This window comes from Streptomyces sp. NRRL B-1347 (genome assembly GCF_000720325.1).
Classification (GTDB): Bacteria; Actinomycetota; Actinomycetes; order Streptomycetales; family Streptomycetaceae; genus Streptomyces.
In genome coordinates this window covers 1-14202 of the sequence record NZ_JOJM01000106.1, presented here as the reverse complement: position 1 = coordinate 14202, position 14202 = coordinate 1, and the positions used below count along the sequence as shown (strand labels likewise).

The 14202-nt window shown below is 70.1% G+C and carries 11 protein-coding genes and 2 pseudogenes; 9 read left to right on the top strand and 4 right to left on the bottom strand.

Annotated features, from left to right (window positions below; translation table 11 throughout):
* Positions 1 to 260: pseudogene (locus IG74_RS0141995) on the bottom strand (transcriptional regulator); the annotation flags it as partial.
* 275 nt (positions 261 to 535) lie between these two features.
* Here IG74_RS0141995 and IG74_RS0141990 point away from each other — a divergent pair.
* Positions 536 to 3556, top strand: a complete 3021-nt coding sequence (locus IG74_RS0141990; RefSeq protein WP_030688503.1) for a DEAD/DEAH box helicase family protein — start codon at positions 536 to 538, stop codon at positions 3554 to 3556.
* Between the two features lie 304 nt (positions 3557 to 3860).
* Here the strand turns inward: IG74_RS0141990 and IG74_RS52535 are convergent, their stop codons facing one another.
* Positions 3861 to 4073: a hypothetical protein gene (locus tag IG74_RS52535; protein ID WP_030688500.1), complete on the bottom strand. Its 213-nt coding sequence runs from the start codon at positions 4071 to 4073 to the stop codon at positions 3861 to 3863.
* A gap of 194 nt (positions 4074 to 4267) precedes the next feature.
* Here IG74_RS52535 and IG74_RS0141980 point away from each other — a divergent pair, with 194 nt between their 5' ends.
* The 6 genes from IG74_RS0141980 to IG74_RS48385 all read left to right on the top strand — a co-directional run bounded on the left by IG74_RS0141980 (position 4268) and on the right by IG74_RS48385 (position 11584).
* Positions 4268 to 4918: a hypothetical protein gene (locus IG74_RS0141980; protein ID WP_199818971.1), complete on the top strand. Its 651-nt coding sequence runs from the start codon at positions 4268 to 4270 to the stop codon at positions 4916 to 4918.
* Complete coding sequence (locus IG74_RS46795; protein ID WP_037827073.1) at positions 4915 to 6921, top strand: hypothetical protein; 2007 nt, start codon at positions 4915 to 4917, stop codon at positions 6919 to 6921. Before IG74_RS0141980 ends, IG74_RS46795 begins: the two co-directional genes overlap by 4 nt.
* Before the next feature lie 40 nt (positions 6922 to 6961).
* Positions 6962 to 9034 carry a hypothetical protein gene (locus tag IG74_RS0141970; protein WP_158858030.1) on the top strand — a complete coding sequence of 691 codons (2073 nt, stop codon included), beginning with the start codon at positions 6962 to 6964 and terminating at the stop codon, positions 9032 to 9034.
* A 1017-nt stretch (positions 9035 to 10051) separates the two neighbouring features.
* A complete protein-coding gene (locus IG74_RS0141960) occupies positions 10052 to 10294 on the top strand; it encodes a hypothetical protein (protein WP_030688495.1) in 243 nt (80 codons plus the stop codon).
* 1 nt (position 10295) lies between these two features.
* Complete coding sequence (locus tag IG74_RS0141955; protein ID WP_030688493.1) at positions 10296 to 10841, top strand: Clp protease N-terminal domain-containing protein; 546 nt, start codon at positions 10296 to 10298, stop codon at positions 10839 to 10841.
* A gap of 206 nt (positions 10842 to 11047) precedes the next feature.
* Positions 11048 to 11584 carry a hypothetical protein gene (locus IG74_RS48385; RefSeq protein WP_030688492.1) on the top strand — a complete coding sequence of 179 codons (537 nt, stop codon included), beginning with the start codon at positions 11048 to 11050 and terminating at the stop codon, positions 11582 to 11584.
* Positions 11585 to 11862: 278 nt separating this feature from the next.
* Here the strand turns inward: IG74_RS48385 and IG74_RS52530 are convergent, their stop codons facing one another.
* A complete protein-coding gene (locus IG74_RS52530; protein ID WP_030688490.1) occupies positions 11863 to 12324 on the bottom strand; it encodes an HIT family protein in 462 nt (153 codons plus the stop codon).
* Positions 12325 to 12561: 237 nt separating this feature from the next.
* On the opposite strand from IG74_RS52530, the gene IG74_RS0141940 reads away from it, so the two are divergent.
* Positions 12562 to 12864 (top strand): hypothetical protein, encoded by a 303-nt coding sequence (locus IG74_RS0141940; protein WP_030688488.1) that lies wholly within the window; start codon positions 12562 to 12564, stop codon positions 12862 to 12864.
* A 133-nt stretch (positions 12865 to 12997) separates the two neighbouring features.
* On the opposite strand, the gene IG74_RS0141935 is transcribed toward IG74_RS0141940, so the two are convergent.
* Positions 12998 to 13486, bottom strand: a complete 489-nt coding sequence (locus IG74_RS0141935; RefSeq protein ID WP_030688486.1) for a GNAT family N-acetyltransferase — start codon at positions 13484 to 13486, stop codon at positions 12998 to 13000.
* A gap of 393 nt (positions 13487 to 13879) precedes the next feature.
* Between IG74_RS0141935 and IG74_RS0141925 the strand changes: the two are divergent.
* Positions 13880 to 14202, top strand: a pseudogene (locus tag IG74_RS0141925) (IS21 family transposase); the annotation flags it as partial.

Here is a 14202-nt window from a genome sequence, read left to right as displayed (position 1 = left end):
AGGTTCTGCTTGGAGGGGCTGCGCTGGCCGGCCAGCCAGGCCTTCAGGGTGCGGTCGGTGACGGTGAGGCCGGCCGCACGGGCCGCTTCACGGGCGTGGGGGGTGCGGGTGAGGTAGTGCAGACGGGCCATCAGGCCACGGCGCGCGGTAATGGGCGTGGCGATGAATCCAGCGAGCCGGTCGAGCTGCCGGGCAACAGCCTCGTGGCCCTTGACGCCATGGGCACCGTACTTACCGAACTCCATCGTCCTTTCCGGCACTTTCCCCTCCTCCCATCACCATAATCGCTTGGTTACACACTACCGCAATTCCCGCTACTCTGCAGTGAGTTGACGGCCATTTCACAGGCTTTTCATCGCCGGAATTTCGAGGTGGTGGTTGGGGTGTGTGTTCGACTGCTCGCTCGGGCGAGGAGGGATGTCCCGCATCCGGCAGACAGCGCCAGGCGTGGCGGTCTAGGTTGTCACAGAAGGAAGTTGGTTGGGTGTTCGGCTGATCCGCGGGCACCCCTGCAGAGCATCTCCGGGAGCTGATCGTGAAGGTGGATGCGGCCGTCCGGTCGGAGGCCGAGCTCGCGGCGTTCTACGACCACCAGGACGACGCCGTCGCCGCCATCATGCGGATCTACACCCCCTCCCCCAGGGCGCGGCGTCCGCGGTTCCGGGCCCAGCTGCACATGGCGCCCGGGCTGGGCAAGACGTGGGTGGCCGCGCGGATCGCGGGCCTGGTCGCGGCGCGGGGGTCGTTGCTGATGGTGGTGCCCACACGGGCGCTGCTCGAGCAGACCTACCGGGTGCTGCGCGCGGCCGGACGCGGCGGGCCGGTGATCGCGGTGTACGCGCCGCGGGACGCCGCGCTGGCCGGTGAGCCGGGGGTGCGGGTGACGACGGACCCGCGGGTGGTGGCGTGGCACGCGAACACCTTCGCCGCCCAGGGCGGCCGGTTCACGGTGCTGGCGACGTACGCGAGCGTGGAGAACTCACTGATTGCCGGGCACCGGCTGAGTGTGGAGCGGGACGGGGCGCGGCCGCTGCCGGAATGGGACCTGCTGGTGTGCGACGAGTCCCACCACACCGAGACCTCGCAGGTGTGGGGGCGGATCAACGAGCAGCACCTCGTGCCCGCGTGGCACCGGTTGTCGATGACGGCGACACCGCGGCTGCTGGGGGCGGTGCACTGGGATGAGCAGGGGCGGCTTCGGGCGAGTGATCCGGTGGTGCGGCTCTCAGAGCGCAAGCACGGCCCCGTCGCCTACCGGTTGGGGCTGCGGGAGGCGCAGCGGCGGGGGAAGCTCGCGCACAGTCCGGTGGTGGCGGCCGAGGTCGACGAGGCGCGCCTGCGCGAGCTCGTCGCGGCGCGGGGACGGGCTGACGCGGGAGTGCGGGCGGAGCTCCTCACGGCCTCTCTGGGGGCGGTGCTGCGGGCGGGGGGCCGGGTGGGGTGCCGGCGGCTGCTGACCTACCACTCCACCGTGGCTGGAGCACGCGCGGCCGCGGCCTCACTGCCCCAGCTCGCGCGGGTCCTGCATGGGCAGGGGACGTCGGCGCCGCGGCGAGTGTGGGCGGTGGCCCTGCATGAGGGCACCCCGGCCAGGGAGCGGCAGCGGGCCTTGGCGGCGCTGGCGGCGGGCACAGATCTCCGGGGGCGGCCGGTGGATCTGGCGGTCGTGTGTTCCGTGCGGCTGCTGAGTGAAGGCGTGGATGTCCCGGCCGTCGACGCCGTCGCCCTCGTGGACCCGCGCGCGGCGCAGGGCGACCTCCTGCAGATCGCCGGACGCGCCGTGCGCTACGACTGGGAGAACCCGGAGAAGGTGGCGTCGATCATCGTGCCCGTGCTCCACCTCGCCCAGGCTGCCGACGACACACTCGTCGGACCCGACTGGGCCCCGGTCATCAACATGCTGCGCGCGCTGGAGTCCTACGAACCCGACCACACCGACCGTGAGGACGAGGAACCGGAGGGGCCGCAGGAAGCCGTACGGCGGCTGGAGCGTGCCGGGCGCAGCAGCAGCCGCGGCCCCCACCGCGTGCAGCCGGCCACGGAGGCGCGTGAGCGGGCCGAGGAACGCGCGCGCGAGCTCCAGCAGATGCTGACCCTCACCCGGCAGCGCTCAGCGGCCGTGGTCGCGGACTGGCTGAAGATCACCGTGCTGTCCGACCCCGTCACCGCCGACACCGAACGCCTCATGCGCGCGGTGCGCGCCTACCACCAGCGCAACGGGCATCTACGTGTGCCCGTGGACTGGCAGGAAACCCTCCCCCTCGACTACACCCGCATCCCTCTGCTCAAGAAGCCCGAGCACGAGGTCGTGGAAAGCCAGGAGCAGAAGCTCTCGGTGAGGCGAGAGCTGTCGGAGGGTCTCGAGCACGGCTACAGCCCGGGACTGGCTCGGCGGCAGGGGCAGGAGCTCGCAGAGGGGCCCGTCCCCGCCCAAAGGCAGGAGCAGGCAACAAGGCAGCCGGAACGCCGGGAACAGGACCAGGGGCTCGCAGAGGCGCGGTTCCAAGGGCAGGGGCTCGCGGAGGGGCAGGCGCAGGGCCGAGCACAGGATCAGGAGCCCGCAGTGGGGCCGGGGGGCGTGGTGGTCCGGCTCGGCTGGGAGCTCGAGCGGGCACGCAGGCAGTGGCGCCGCGACCGCGACGACCTGCGTGGCCTGGTCGCCGAGCTCGGCCCAGAGGAAGGGCTGGAGGCCTGGCGCGCGCGGCCGCGGCGGGTGCCTGGGGACCTGGCAGCCCTGCTCGGCGAGTACCAGTTCGTGTGGGAACCCCGGGCCTCCGCCCGGCAGCTCCTGGTCGAGGCAGCGCGGGAGTACGCGGACCGGTACGGGCACCTCCTGCCCGGGGTGGAGGAGACCATCAGCGTCGATGGGCAGGAGGTCCGCATCGGGAGACTGCTGAGCGAATGCCGCAGACCCTCCTGGGGCGCCCGGGACGAGGAGCAGGACGTTGCCCGCGTGCTGGAGAAGCTCGGCGTGTGGCGGGTACGGAACGGTGCGCCCTGGAATGCGGGCTGGGAACGCAAGCTCGTCCTGCTGGAGGCCTTCTACAAAGAGGGCGGGCGCCGCGGTGAACTCCTCACTGGGGAGCGCGTGTTCCGCGGGGACGACCTCGGCAAATGGCTGTGCGACCAACACCGCAGGTGGCCCCAGCTGCGGGACGAGCAGCGCGCGGTGCTCCTGGAGCTGCGGATGGGGCCAGCCACGGGCGACAGGCGGGTCAAGACTGCGGGCGCGGCGCGTGTGCCGCGCTCGCGTGCCGAGCGGCTGATGGAGATCGTCACCGCCGCACGCCAGCACCTCGAGGAGATCGGCCCCCTGGTCGGCGAGGACGGACGGCACTGTGTTCACGACACCTACCGGCCGCGCGTTAACGGCATCGAGGTACAGCTGCGGCGACGCCTCAACGCAGTGCGCTCCCGCTTCCATACCTACCCACCCGAGCACCAGGCGCTGTTCACCGGCCTCGACCTCCCCTGGGCGACAGCTGCGGGCGGCAGTGGGGAGCAGCCGAGCGGCCCGGTACAGACACAAACCCCGGACGAAACAGGGGCACGATAGGGCCGTGAACAGGGATACCAGCGCCGAAGCCCGCGTCGAAGCTGGCTGGCAGGCAGTGCATGACGACGGACGCGTGCGAGTCGAGCTTCCCATAGCAGCCGAAACGATCTCCGATACATGCGGGCTGACCTGCGAAGTCCCACTCCTTTAGAGATCCATCCCACTGCTGACCAGCCACTGCCACGACAACAGCCACTCACAGCCCCCGTCAGGCAGCGTGGAACTCGTGGGCCTGCCTCCGCGCCACTCCACCCACTGCGGGTCGTCTCGGGTTCGGCGACGCCGACGCCCTTGAGGAACACGATCAGGTCGTGGTCGCTGTAGGCGGTCCCGAGGATCTCGTCCCGACCGCCGCTGTGCACGGTGCCCCCTCCGGCCGCCCGAGCTGGAGGACCGAGTTGGCGAGGCTCTTGCCCAGCTGCTCGCTGTCGGCCGCGATGGCCCGAAGCTCTGCGGCGGTCGTGGCCTTGTCGTTGGCGGCCAGCAGCTCCAGGACGTCCGTGGTCTGCTCGATCAAGACCTGGACCAGTTAGCCCGCTGGTCAGGCTCTGGCGACCGGCGCGACTTTGGTGCGCCGATTCGCGCCGACTTCTCCCCACGCGCCTCAACACGCTGTCAGGATGTTATTAAGGGCCTGGGTGTGTGCCGATCCAGAGGAGCGTGATGGTCGGATCCGCAGGAGTACGTCGGGCCACTCGCTGGCAGGATTCGGTGCGGCTGCTGTTGCTGATCGACGCCGCCGCAAAGCCGACAGCCGAAGGTGAGTCGGTGCCGCCATCGACCGTCGGGGTGGTTCACACCCAGGTGCGGCTGCAGAAGCTCGACTTCTGGGTCCGCAATCCGGACTACCTGGCCTACGAGCTGATGAACGAGTACGTGGCCGCTCCGGATGTTCCTCGGCTACTGGAGCTTGCCGCGGAGATTCTGGAGTCGGAGGAACCGGATCTGCGGCGCTTCCCAATGCTGCGTTACAAGTACGGCGCCTTCGAGGAGCTTGATGACGCTCTGGCCCCGCTGGTGGAACGGGGGCTGCTACGCAAGACGCAAGTCCTCGGGCGTGAGCGCGTGGTGGAGCACATCTACTTCCTACTGGAGCGGGGCCGACAGGTGGCACAGTCGATGGTCACCGAGGCGCCCGCGCTGGCCTGGTACGTCGAGCGCACCCGCCTGGTCGTGGACCTGGTCGACGGTCTCGGTGGCACGCAGCTAAAGGACCGGCAGTACCTGCTGCAGGACTACGCTGACACCCCTTGGCGCCAGCACATCGGCCCCATCACCGAGCAGGCCCGCGAGCGGCTGCGCGAACTTCAAGCGGCGCTTGACCCGGGAGCCACGGGAGACACTGACCAGGAGGCTTCATGACCGCGCCCGGCACGGCCCGCTCCAACACGGCGGACCTGACCGTCGCCCCGAGCGCCAGCGAGATCCTGGGGGAGGTCGCGGAGAAGCTCGGGCTGACGCCGGTGCAGGTCGAGCGGACGCTGGCCGAGGCGAACATCACCCTGAAGAGCCCGACTGCCGCCGACCGGCGACTGCGCATCATCCGGCTGCGCGCCAGCGGCACGAAGCACTCGGGCGACGACTTCACCGTGGAGCAGTCCTTCACTCCGGGTGTGTGGGCGATCGTCCACCCGGACAACAGCGCCGGGAAGACCAGCCTGCTAGAGTTCCTCGTTTTCCCGTTGCGCGGCGGACCGCGCGATCTGCCGCCTGATGTCCGCTCGTGGCTGCGTCATTTGAGCGTAGACATCGCTGTGGCCGGCCGGGCGATCCGCATCGTCTTGGACGTCGACAGCCAGCCGCACCCCCAGTTGCGGGGCCGGATCCTCGCCGGGGAGTCCGTCGACCAGTTGCTTGCCGCGGACGACGAAGCGCTTCGTCTGCTGGCGACCGCGTCCGGCAATGACGAGGTCAGCCGGTGTATCGGTGAGTTCTTCCTGGACGCGCTGCGTATGGAGCACACCAACCTGTGGCAGGTGACCGGCGGCGCCGACGGCGAGGGGGCACCGCAGGTCCACGGGTGGGCGTCGTACTTCGGGGCCTGCTACCTCAATCCCGGTGGGGACGAGATCCTGCTAGGCGATGTCGCCGGTGGCCTGCCCGGGCGGCTCATGGAGCTGTTCGTCGACATCCCGTACAGCACGGCCCTCACCCAGCTGTCCGTCGCCGGGAAGCGGGAGAAGAAGACAATCACTCAGGGGCAGCGCCGGGCGGAAGGGGACGCAGAAGCCCGCCGGACCGAGCGTGAGGTGTGGCAGGCCGAACTCGCCGACGTGACTGGGCAGATGGAGACGTGGCGCCGGACAGCTGCCCAAGATATCTCCCCGCTCCTGCGGGCCGCCGACCAGGCTGCGACGGAGCTGCGCGGCATGCGGGCGCTGTTGGAGGAGGCCGAGCAGACGCTCACGGAGGTGTCCGCCGCCCGGATGCACGCGGAGCAGGGGCTACTGGATGCCCGGGAGACGTGGCAGGCCCGGCGGGTCCTGGGACGGCTGGACCCGGTGTGCTGTCCGCGGTGTGAGGAGCCGCTGGGCAGTGTGCGGCGCAGCGAGGAGCTTGAGCAGGCGAACTGTGCGGTGTGCACGCGGCCGCTGCCCGAGGTCGACCCGGAGACCGCTGAAGCGCTGCTGGCGGAGCTGGAGCAGACCCTGGAGCAAGCCCAGGGTGCCGAGAGGGAGGCAAACGACCGGCGGTTGGGGGCTGTGGAGGCGGTGCAGAGTGCTCTGGCCGACCATCGCGAGGCGGCGGCCGGCCTGGAGCAGGGGCTTGCCACCTCGCAGGCCCACGACCGGCTGCGTGACCTGGAGATCCGGGCGGCCGAGCTCCGCGGACGGCTCGAGGCGACCGGATCGACGCCTCCGGCTCCACCGGTCCCCGTGTCCGCCCAGGTCCTGGCCGCCACCGAGGAAGCGGTCCGCGCGGCCGTCGACGCTGCGGCGAAGCAGCTGTTCCCGGCGATGAACGAAGCGATCGTCGAGCTCGCCACACGGTTCGGCGTGCAGAACCTCGACAGCGTAAAACTCGACCGCGCCGGCAAGGTCAACGCCGTCAAGGCCGGAGTGAAGACCCCGTTCAAGAAGCTCAGCCGCGGCGACCGGCTCCGCATGCGGATCGCGACCGTCATCGCGCTGCTGCGGGTGAGTGCTGACCGTGGCGTGGCCACGCACCCCGGCCTCCTTCTGATCGACTCGGTCGCCGCCGAAGAGGTCACCGAGGTGCCCGCCCGCACCCTGATCGCCGAGCTGCAGGCCATCGCCGCAGAACTTCCCGAACTGCAGGTCGTTCTCACCACGGCGCAACCCGAGCTCGTCGACGCCCTGCCCAAGGACCACCTCATCACCAGCGACGGTGAACACCTGTTCTAAGCTGCTCGTTCGCGAACCGGCCGGCGACAAGGAGAGGACCGTGGCCCCAAGCGTGGACCAGATGCTCCAGGCCTGGGCCAGCCACGCGACCGACGACGAGCTAAACGCCGGGCCCTCGATCGCGGACCTCGGCGGGGCCGAGGCGGTGATCGCGGAGGCCGACCAGCTCACTGCCGGTCCACTCCTGCCCTATCTGCTCACGGCACTCGGCCGCGACCTCGACGCCGTGGACGATGACCAGGCCCGGCAGTTGCTTGACGCCGCGGCTCAGGGGCTGCGGAACCCCCAGGCCGCCTGGGTCCTGGCCGACGCGATCGACGTGGTGTGCGCCCATCCGGCGCTCGCCACCCACCTCGGCACCCGCACCATCCGGGACCTTGCCGCACACGTGGAGGCCGCGCTCGCTGGAGACGCCGATGCCGCCCTCGCCCAGCCAGCCGTCGCCGGACTGCTGCGCCTGGCCGTCGCACAGACGACCACCCCGCACCGTCTCATGGCGTTGCTCGCCGAGATCACCGGGGACGAGCCGTCCGAGGCCCTGGAGCGCCTGCCGATCCTGGTTGGGGTCGCCCACGACCACTTCGGTGACAACGCCCTGCTCGATGTCCTGAGCGCATTGGAGAACCAGACCGATCTTCCTGCGGGCACCCGGGCCGACGCCACCTTCGAACTGGCCGTCGCGGACATGCGGACCGCGCTGGAGGCATCTGACCGCTCGGCCGTCGAAGACCATCTGCGCCGGGCCCTAATGCGGTTCAAGGACCTGGACCGCACCCACGAGGCCCGACTCGACGCCCGCGCCCACGCCGCCGCCGTCGACGCGGTCCTCGCCTTCGGTGAAATCGGCAAGCAGCCCGCGACAGCCGCACCCGCCGAGCAGCGCCTGGCCGAGGCCGCCGCCCAACTGGATGCCACGACCACTCTGTTGACCGAGTGGACCCGCGGTATGCACCGGCTGGACTGGCTCAGCGCCCGCGGACTTGCGCAGAGCGCCTGGTCCCGGCTCGTCACCTCTCTCCAGACCGCCCGCACCCACCTGGACCAACCCAGCTGGTACGACCCGGCTGGCACCCTCGGCGACCTGCTGGACGTCTACGTCGCCAGCCGCAGCATCCACACCGCCCGGGCCGACGGGTCCGGCGGCCTGACGGCACTGGTGAGCCCACCGGTGGAGGCCGCGTTCGTACGAAGCGACGGCCTGCTGCACCACCTCGAACAGGCCCTCACTACCGACCCGCAGTTCACCGGCTCCCCCGACGCGCGGGCGCTGTACGAGGTCGTCCAGGCCCAGCGGCGGGCACCATCGTCGACCGGGCAGGTGATGCCGGGAAAAGCCTTGGAGGGCCGCCCTACTCTCGCCGGGCTCTTCCAGGCTGACGCCTCGGGCCTGCGTGACGACCTCGACCCGCTGCTCCTGGATCGGATCGAGCAGCTCTTGCAGCAGCAATCCCAGGGCTACACCCCCAGTGGCAACGCCCGCTTCGACGCCCACCTGGAATCCCTGCTCGGGGAGCTGGCCACCAGCCCCGCCTGGACGCAGCGTGACAGCTCCTACTTCACCACCCTGCTGGAGCAGTTCCTGCGGTTCCTCTACGATCGGTTCGACGCCCAGGCCGACTACTACGGCGCCCGCACCGCCTATCTCGGCCCCTGCCCCGACAAGAAGCCCGACGGCAGCTCCGACCACTGGGACGAGAAGCACGTCCAGGACGACCTCCACCAGCACCTCGCCGGCACACTCACCCCCGGCACCGTGCAGCGCGAACTCATCGACGTCGCCAGCGGACGCACCGACGTCACCTACACCCCCGAACCCGGCAGCCGCTTCGTCGCCGAGGTCAAACGCCGCGACACCAGATGGACCCGCGAACGCATCGCGAAGAGCTACCTCTCGCAGGCCGCCAACTACACCGCCACCGGCCCTCCCTTCGGCCTGCTCCTGATCGGGGACGACAGCGGCCACACCAGCGGCTACCGGAGCATCGAGGACAGCGTCTGGATTATCCACCACGCGCGCAGCGCCACCGAGGTACCCCGGCTCATCGTGGTCGGCATCCTGCCGATCGGGCGCCCGACCCCGTCCGCACTACGTATGCCCCGCGTCACCACCTGACCCTTACTCGGGCCGGTCACCCTGTTGACGCCTCGGGCGGCCGGGACCGGGTCAGGTCTAGGCGGGTCGAAGACGTGGAGGACGGTGGCGATGATGGCGTGCACGGCGCTCCAGTCGCCTTCGGGCTCTTTCCCGGGAGGACCGGCCAGCGCGGTGCCGCACTTCGCTCAAACCTGTCCTGCATGGCCTTCTTGTCCTTCGAGGTGAACCCGCCAGCGCCAGCGGCGTTGAGCGGTAGTGGCACCAGCTCGCCGTCGGAGCCAGTAAGGACGTCTCGGCCCAGGTAGAGCTCGAGCGTCCCGGCTTCCGACAGAGCGGGCGTCGGCAGAGCCCAGGGTCCCCTTGTCCTTGGCCGCGCCCAACGGCGACGGCCCTGACTTCCTGGTTGTCGATGTGCCGCCCAGCGAGATGGCCCCGCACTTCATGTACGGCTGGGAGCAGAAGGACAAGGACCGGCTGGCGTTCAACGCCCCCTACCGTGTGCGCGACAAGACCGACTACATGGGCGAGCACCTCATTGCGCGGGCCTATCAGGAACGGTTCGCCCGCCAGTCGGCTGCTGACGTCCAGCTCAAGGCCCGCCTGGCTGAGGCGGCTGAGACCGTGCTGGGCGAGTCCGAGGACCACCATGCCTGGCTGGTCATCGCCTCTCTGTTGACCCGTCCCGTCCCCCGCCTGGTGCCCGCGCCGACACGGAGCGAGGCAGCGGACATCCTCCGGCAGGCGGTCGCGGCCGCGGCCCGTATCAGAGGCGACTTCGGCAGCGCCCCGGTGGTGCGCGAGTTCATGGCGGGAGACTTCCGCGTCGGGCTGCGCAGGTGGGTCGAGAGCACCTTCCTCATCCCTGAGTACCGCACCAGCCGACGTGGCGTCATGGTCGAACTCCACCACGACGGCTCGGTTGTCGTATGCGCCGATCTGTCCACCCGCCTGGAAGCTGACTCCGGCATCCCCGTCAACACCGCCGCTTGTCAGGGTGCCTTGACACTCGCTGGATGTCAGGCCACCCTGACAGATATGGGAGCTGAGGACACACCGGCCTCACTGGCCGGACAGGTCACTGATAAAAACCCCGAAATCGGACTGCAGGCCGTCGTCGCCCTGCGCCGCCTGCTGGAGGAACTCGAGCGGGTCCACGTCGACAACGCCCGCAACCAGGGCTGGTCCTGGCAGAGCATCGCCACATCGCTGAACGTCAGCCGGCAGTCAGTGCACGAGAAGCATGCGAGCAGGCGTAAAGCCGAAGGCAAGGAGAAGTAGGGTGTTCGAGTTTTTCACCGACCGCGCACGGCACGCCGTGACCCTGGCCCAAGACGAGGCGATCGCCCTCGGCCACGACTTCATCGGCACGGAACACCTCCTGCTCGGCCTGGCCGGCACCGACCGGAGCACGGCCGGGGAGGTACTGCGCAAGCAGGGCGTCGAGCAAGCGCGGATCAGGCAGGAGACCATACGCATCCTGGAAGCCGCCGGAGTTGCCACAACCGGCGGGCAAGGCGCGAAGGACGCCCTGTCCTCTCTCGGCATCGACGTCGAGGAGATCCAGCGCAAGGCCGACGACAACTTCGGCCCCGGCGCCTTCCAGTACCCCCGGCCCACCTACACCCAGGACGCCAGGAAAGCCCTCGAACAGACCCTGAGCGAGGCGCATGCGCTCGGCCACGACAGATTCGGCACCGAACACATCCTGCTCGGTCTGCTGAGCGCAGGAGAAGGCCGTGGCCTGGACGTCCTGAACGCCCTGGAGGTCGACCGCGCAGGACTGCGCGAGGCGGTACTGGCCCGCGTGGCCGGGGGCGCCTCGTAGCACCGGCTGCGGCGGCGCGCAGTCCTTATCACGGGAGCCGGGCGGAAGGCGGACGTCGACCAGGGCGAGGTCGGGCCGGTGGGCGTGCACGGCGGCGAGCATGACGGCCGTGCCCCGACCGGCCCCCCCTGCTTCACCTGCGGGCAGGCTGGGGCAAACCGTGAAGTACCAGGTCTGTGCCTACTGTTCGGGAGTACCGTCGCCATATGGACGACGCACGCCAGGACGCCCCCGTCAAACCGCGGCCCGACTACCCGCCCAAGACTCCGCCGCCGCCGAAGAAGCCTCCCTCGCCGCCTCCTCCCGACCCGCCCACGCCGCCGCAGAAACGCGCCGGCGCGCCGCCCGCGCGCCGCCGCCCGGCCGCGCTCATCGCGAACCGGCGGGCCGCGAACTGGGCACTGGAGTGCGCCCCCTGGTCGCAGGCGAAGGCCGCGGCCAAGGTGGTCGAGCAGTTGTGCTCCTGGGGCTACCTCACCAGCACCGCGCAGCGGGAGCAGTACACCGCGGTGACCCGTCTGCTGGCAGCAGCCGCGCTCGGCGACGGTGGCCAGCGCATCACCATCCACGTCGCCGACCAGGACGGCACCGCACTCATCATGGCACTCTCCCACCAGAACAGACCCGGCCCGGGCGACGAGGCGTTCCTGGAGAAGGTGGCCGCGCTCGGGGTGCTGTCCTGCGGTGCCGACACTGAACGCGACGAGCCGGGCAGCCGGCGCTGGGCCCTGCTGGAGCTTTAACGCGGCGGGTGAGCCGGGCGATGCTGACCTACGGCGCGCAGCGGGCGGCGCCCTGCGCATGGGGCGGCGACGGGTGACGGGCGGGTCACGACTGCGGGCGCGGCCTGCGTACCGCGTTCCCGCACGGGGCGGCTGATGAAGATCATGACACCGCCCACACCCGTTACCTATCCGAACCCCAAGCCCTCTTCGGGCTCCCCTGGGCAGCTTCGACTGGCAGCGACAGTGGGCGGCCGGCAGGGGGCGTGAGGCGTCATGGCCTGCTCGGTGTGGTGTGTTCAGGTGCCCAGCACAGCCTTCAAGCGGGCACAGACGTCTTCGATTGCTGTCTGGCCCGGGAGGCGGTTGGCTTCGGACATGGCCAGCTGCAGTACCGGTCCGTATGCGTCGTAGCGGGTCATGTCGTCTCGGCAGGCCGGCTGCACCAGGAAGTGGAGGTGTCCGGGCACCGCACCGGCATGAGACCACAGGCAGACATAGACCTGTTCGGGCTGCATCACCGTGGTCACCGCCGCGCTCGTTCGCTGCAGCAGCGGCCCCAGCTCCGCAGACTCACTGCCGGTCAGCTCGGCGACGTGAACGACATGCCTTACCGGCATGACCGCCAGCGTCCCCAGACCCAGCGGGCCGATCGAATGCTGCACGACCCAGCAGGCCGTTCGGAGGAGGGTCCCGCCCGCCAGCGAACGATCACCACCGATGAACCCGCAGGCCATACACCCACTATCGAGTTCCGCCATCGCCACCTCGCCCCGCCCCGCCCCCGGAACCACACGGACACACCCAGTGTCGCTGACGGCCGTGTCCTGACTGGCGACTGGCGCATCCTGGACGGCAGCCAGCGACTGATCCGCAGCGCCTGAGCCCGCCTCGGGAGCGGCCAAGGGCTTCATCAGGTCCGTACCAACCGGTCGGCCCCGCCTGCCGTATGCGAGGAGGACGCGCCGGCCTGCACCGGCGTCGACGAGACACTCACGGTGGGTCTGCACGAGGTCGCGCACGCCCACCAGGACGGGACCGTGGGCCTTAAGGAGCACGGGCACGGGCACGCGCACCTGCGTGCGGTGCTGACCTGTGTGGCCCTGTACGGCGGAAGCGTCCATCTGGCCACCGTCCCCCTCGACAGCCCGGCCGTGCCGGTGGGCACCGAGTCCCTCTGCCGGGTCCACTACGACTGGCGTTGCGAGGTCGTGGAGGGCGCCGAGCAGCGCCAGATCCGGCACCTCAACGACATGATCGCCACCCGCGACGGCGACCGCTGCCCCGGACAGCGGTCCTGAGCGGGTGTGCATGAGGCCTCAACCGTGACTGCAGGATGCGCTTCACACCGCCGCGGCCCAGCGTCCCGCGCGGGGGCTCACGGCTCGTGCTGATCCGAGGCAGTCGCCCCTCGAAGGCCGGCCCAGGGGCGGGCTATGCGAGGTCCTTCGCATACCAGTGTTCGGCGGCGGCGTGATCGTTGTACGGGGCGGTCTCCCGGTAGCCGTGGCCGGTGTACAGGGTGCGGGCTTCGGCGAGTTCGGTGTTGGTCTCGCAGACGATCCGGGTGGCGCCCAGGGCGCGTGCCGAGGCTTCGGCGGCCTTGAGGAGGTGGCGGCCCAGGCCCTGGCCGCGTCCGGCGGGCAGCACGTACATGCGTTTGAGCTCTGCGGTGGCCGGGCGGTCAAGGAGGCGGACGCCCACGCAGCCCAGGAGCCTTCCGCTGGTGTCGCGGGCGGTGAGGAACCGGCCGTGGGGCGGGGCAAGGTCGTGGTGAGGGTCGCGGTCCAGGGCGTGCTGGATCTCGGTGGGGGTGACGGGGCGCTTGACGACTCTTTCGCCGATCTCGGTGTAGTAGGCGCGGATCGCTTCGTCGATACCGTCGGCGGTGACCGGCTCGGGCGTGATGGTCCAGGAGTGCATGGCGGCAATGATCCTGAGCGGGACCGTGGCGGTCGAGCAGGGAATCGGGCACGTTTCCCGGGGGCGGTCCCGTATCCGCGGGCGTTGACGAACGCGACCGCACGGGGCTGCACTTCGGCGATCATGACGCATGCACCTTCATGACACGGGTGCTCCTCGTGCTCGGTGAGGAGCGTGAAGCCATCGCACCGTTCGACACGATGCTGCCAGGGCACGAAGAGGACGATGACGACGGGGAGGGCCCTTGTGGCTCTATCGCCGAGTTCCGACAGCGTTCGTTGGTCAGTACTGACAGCGGCTGAGGTTGCGGTGGAGGGGTATCGCTGAGTTTTGACAGCGGTGCGGGGCTTGCGGTGGGAGCATGGTTGTGCTCCGCGTGGTGAGGGGGCCGCGATGCCGCCGCAGTCCAAGGTCGACCTGTACGCGGCGATCCGCCGCGACCACCGTGCCGGGATGTCGATGCGTGCCTTGCAGCGCAAGTACGACGTGGGGTTCCGGACGGTCAAGAAGGCTCTGACGTCGGTGTGGCCGGAGCCGCGCAAGCAACTCCCGCCCCGCAAAACCCGGTTGGACCCCCACAAGGGGCTGATCGACGAGATGCTGCGGGCGGATCTGAGGGCGCCGCCCAAGCAGCGGCACACGGTGAAGCGGATCTTTGACCGGCTCGTTGACGAGCACGGTGCGGTCGAGGTGTCGTACGGGATGGTCCGGGCCTA

Coding starts and splice junctions, on each gene's coding strand:
- IG74_RS46795 (WP_037827073.1), top strand. CDS start 4,915: ATGACCGCGCCCGGCACGGCCCGCTCCAACACGGCGGACCTGACCGTC.
- IG74_RS0141960 (WP_030688495.1), top strand. CDS start 10,052: ATGGGAGCTGAGGACACACCGGCCTCACTGGCCGGACAGGTCACTGAT.
- IG74_RS48385 (WP_030688492.1), top strand. CDS start 11,048: ATGGACGACGCACGCCAGGACGCCCCCGTCAAACCGCGGCCCGACTAC.
- IG74_RS52530 (WP_030688490.1), bottom strand. CDS start 12,324: ATGGCGGAACTCGATAGTGGGTGTATGGCCTGCGGGTTCATCGGTGGT.
- IG74_RS0141935 (WP_030688486.1), bottom strand. CDS start 13,486: ATGCACTCCTGGACCATCACGCCCGAGCCGGTCACCGCCGACGGTATC.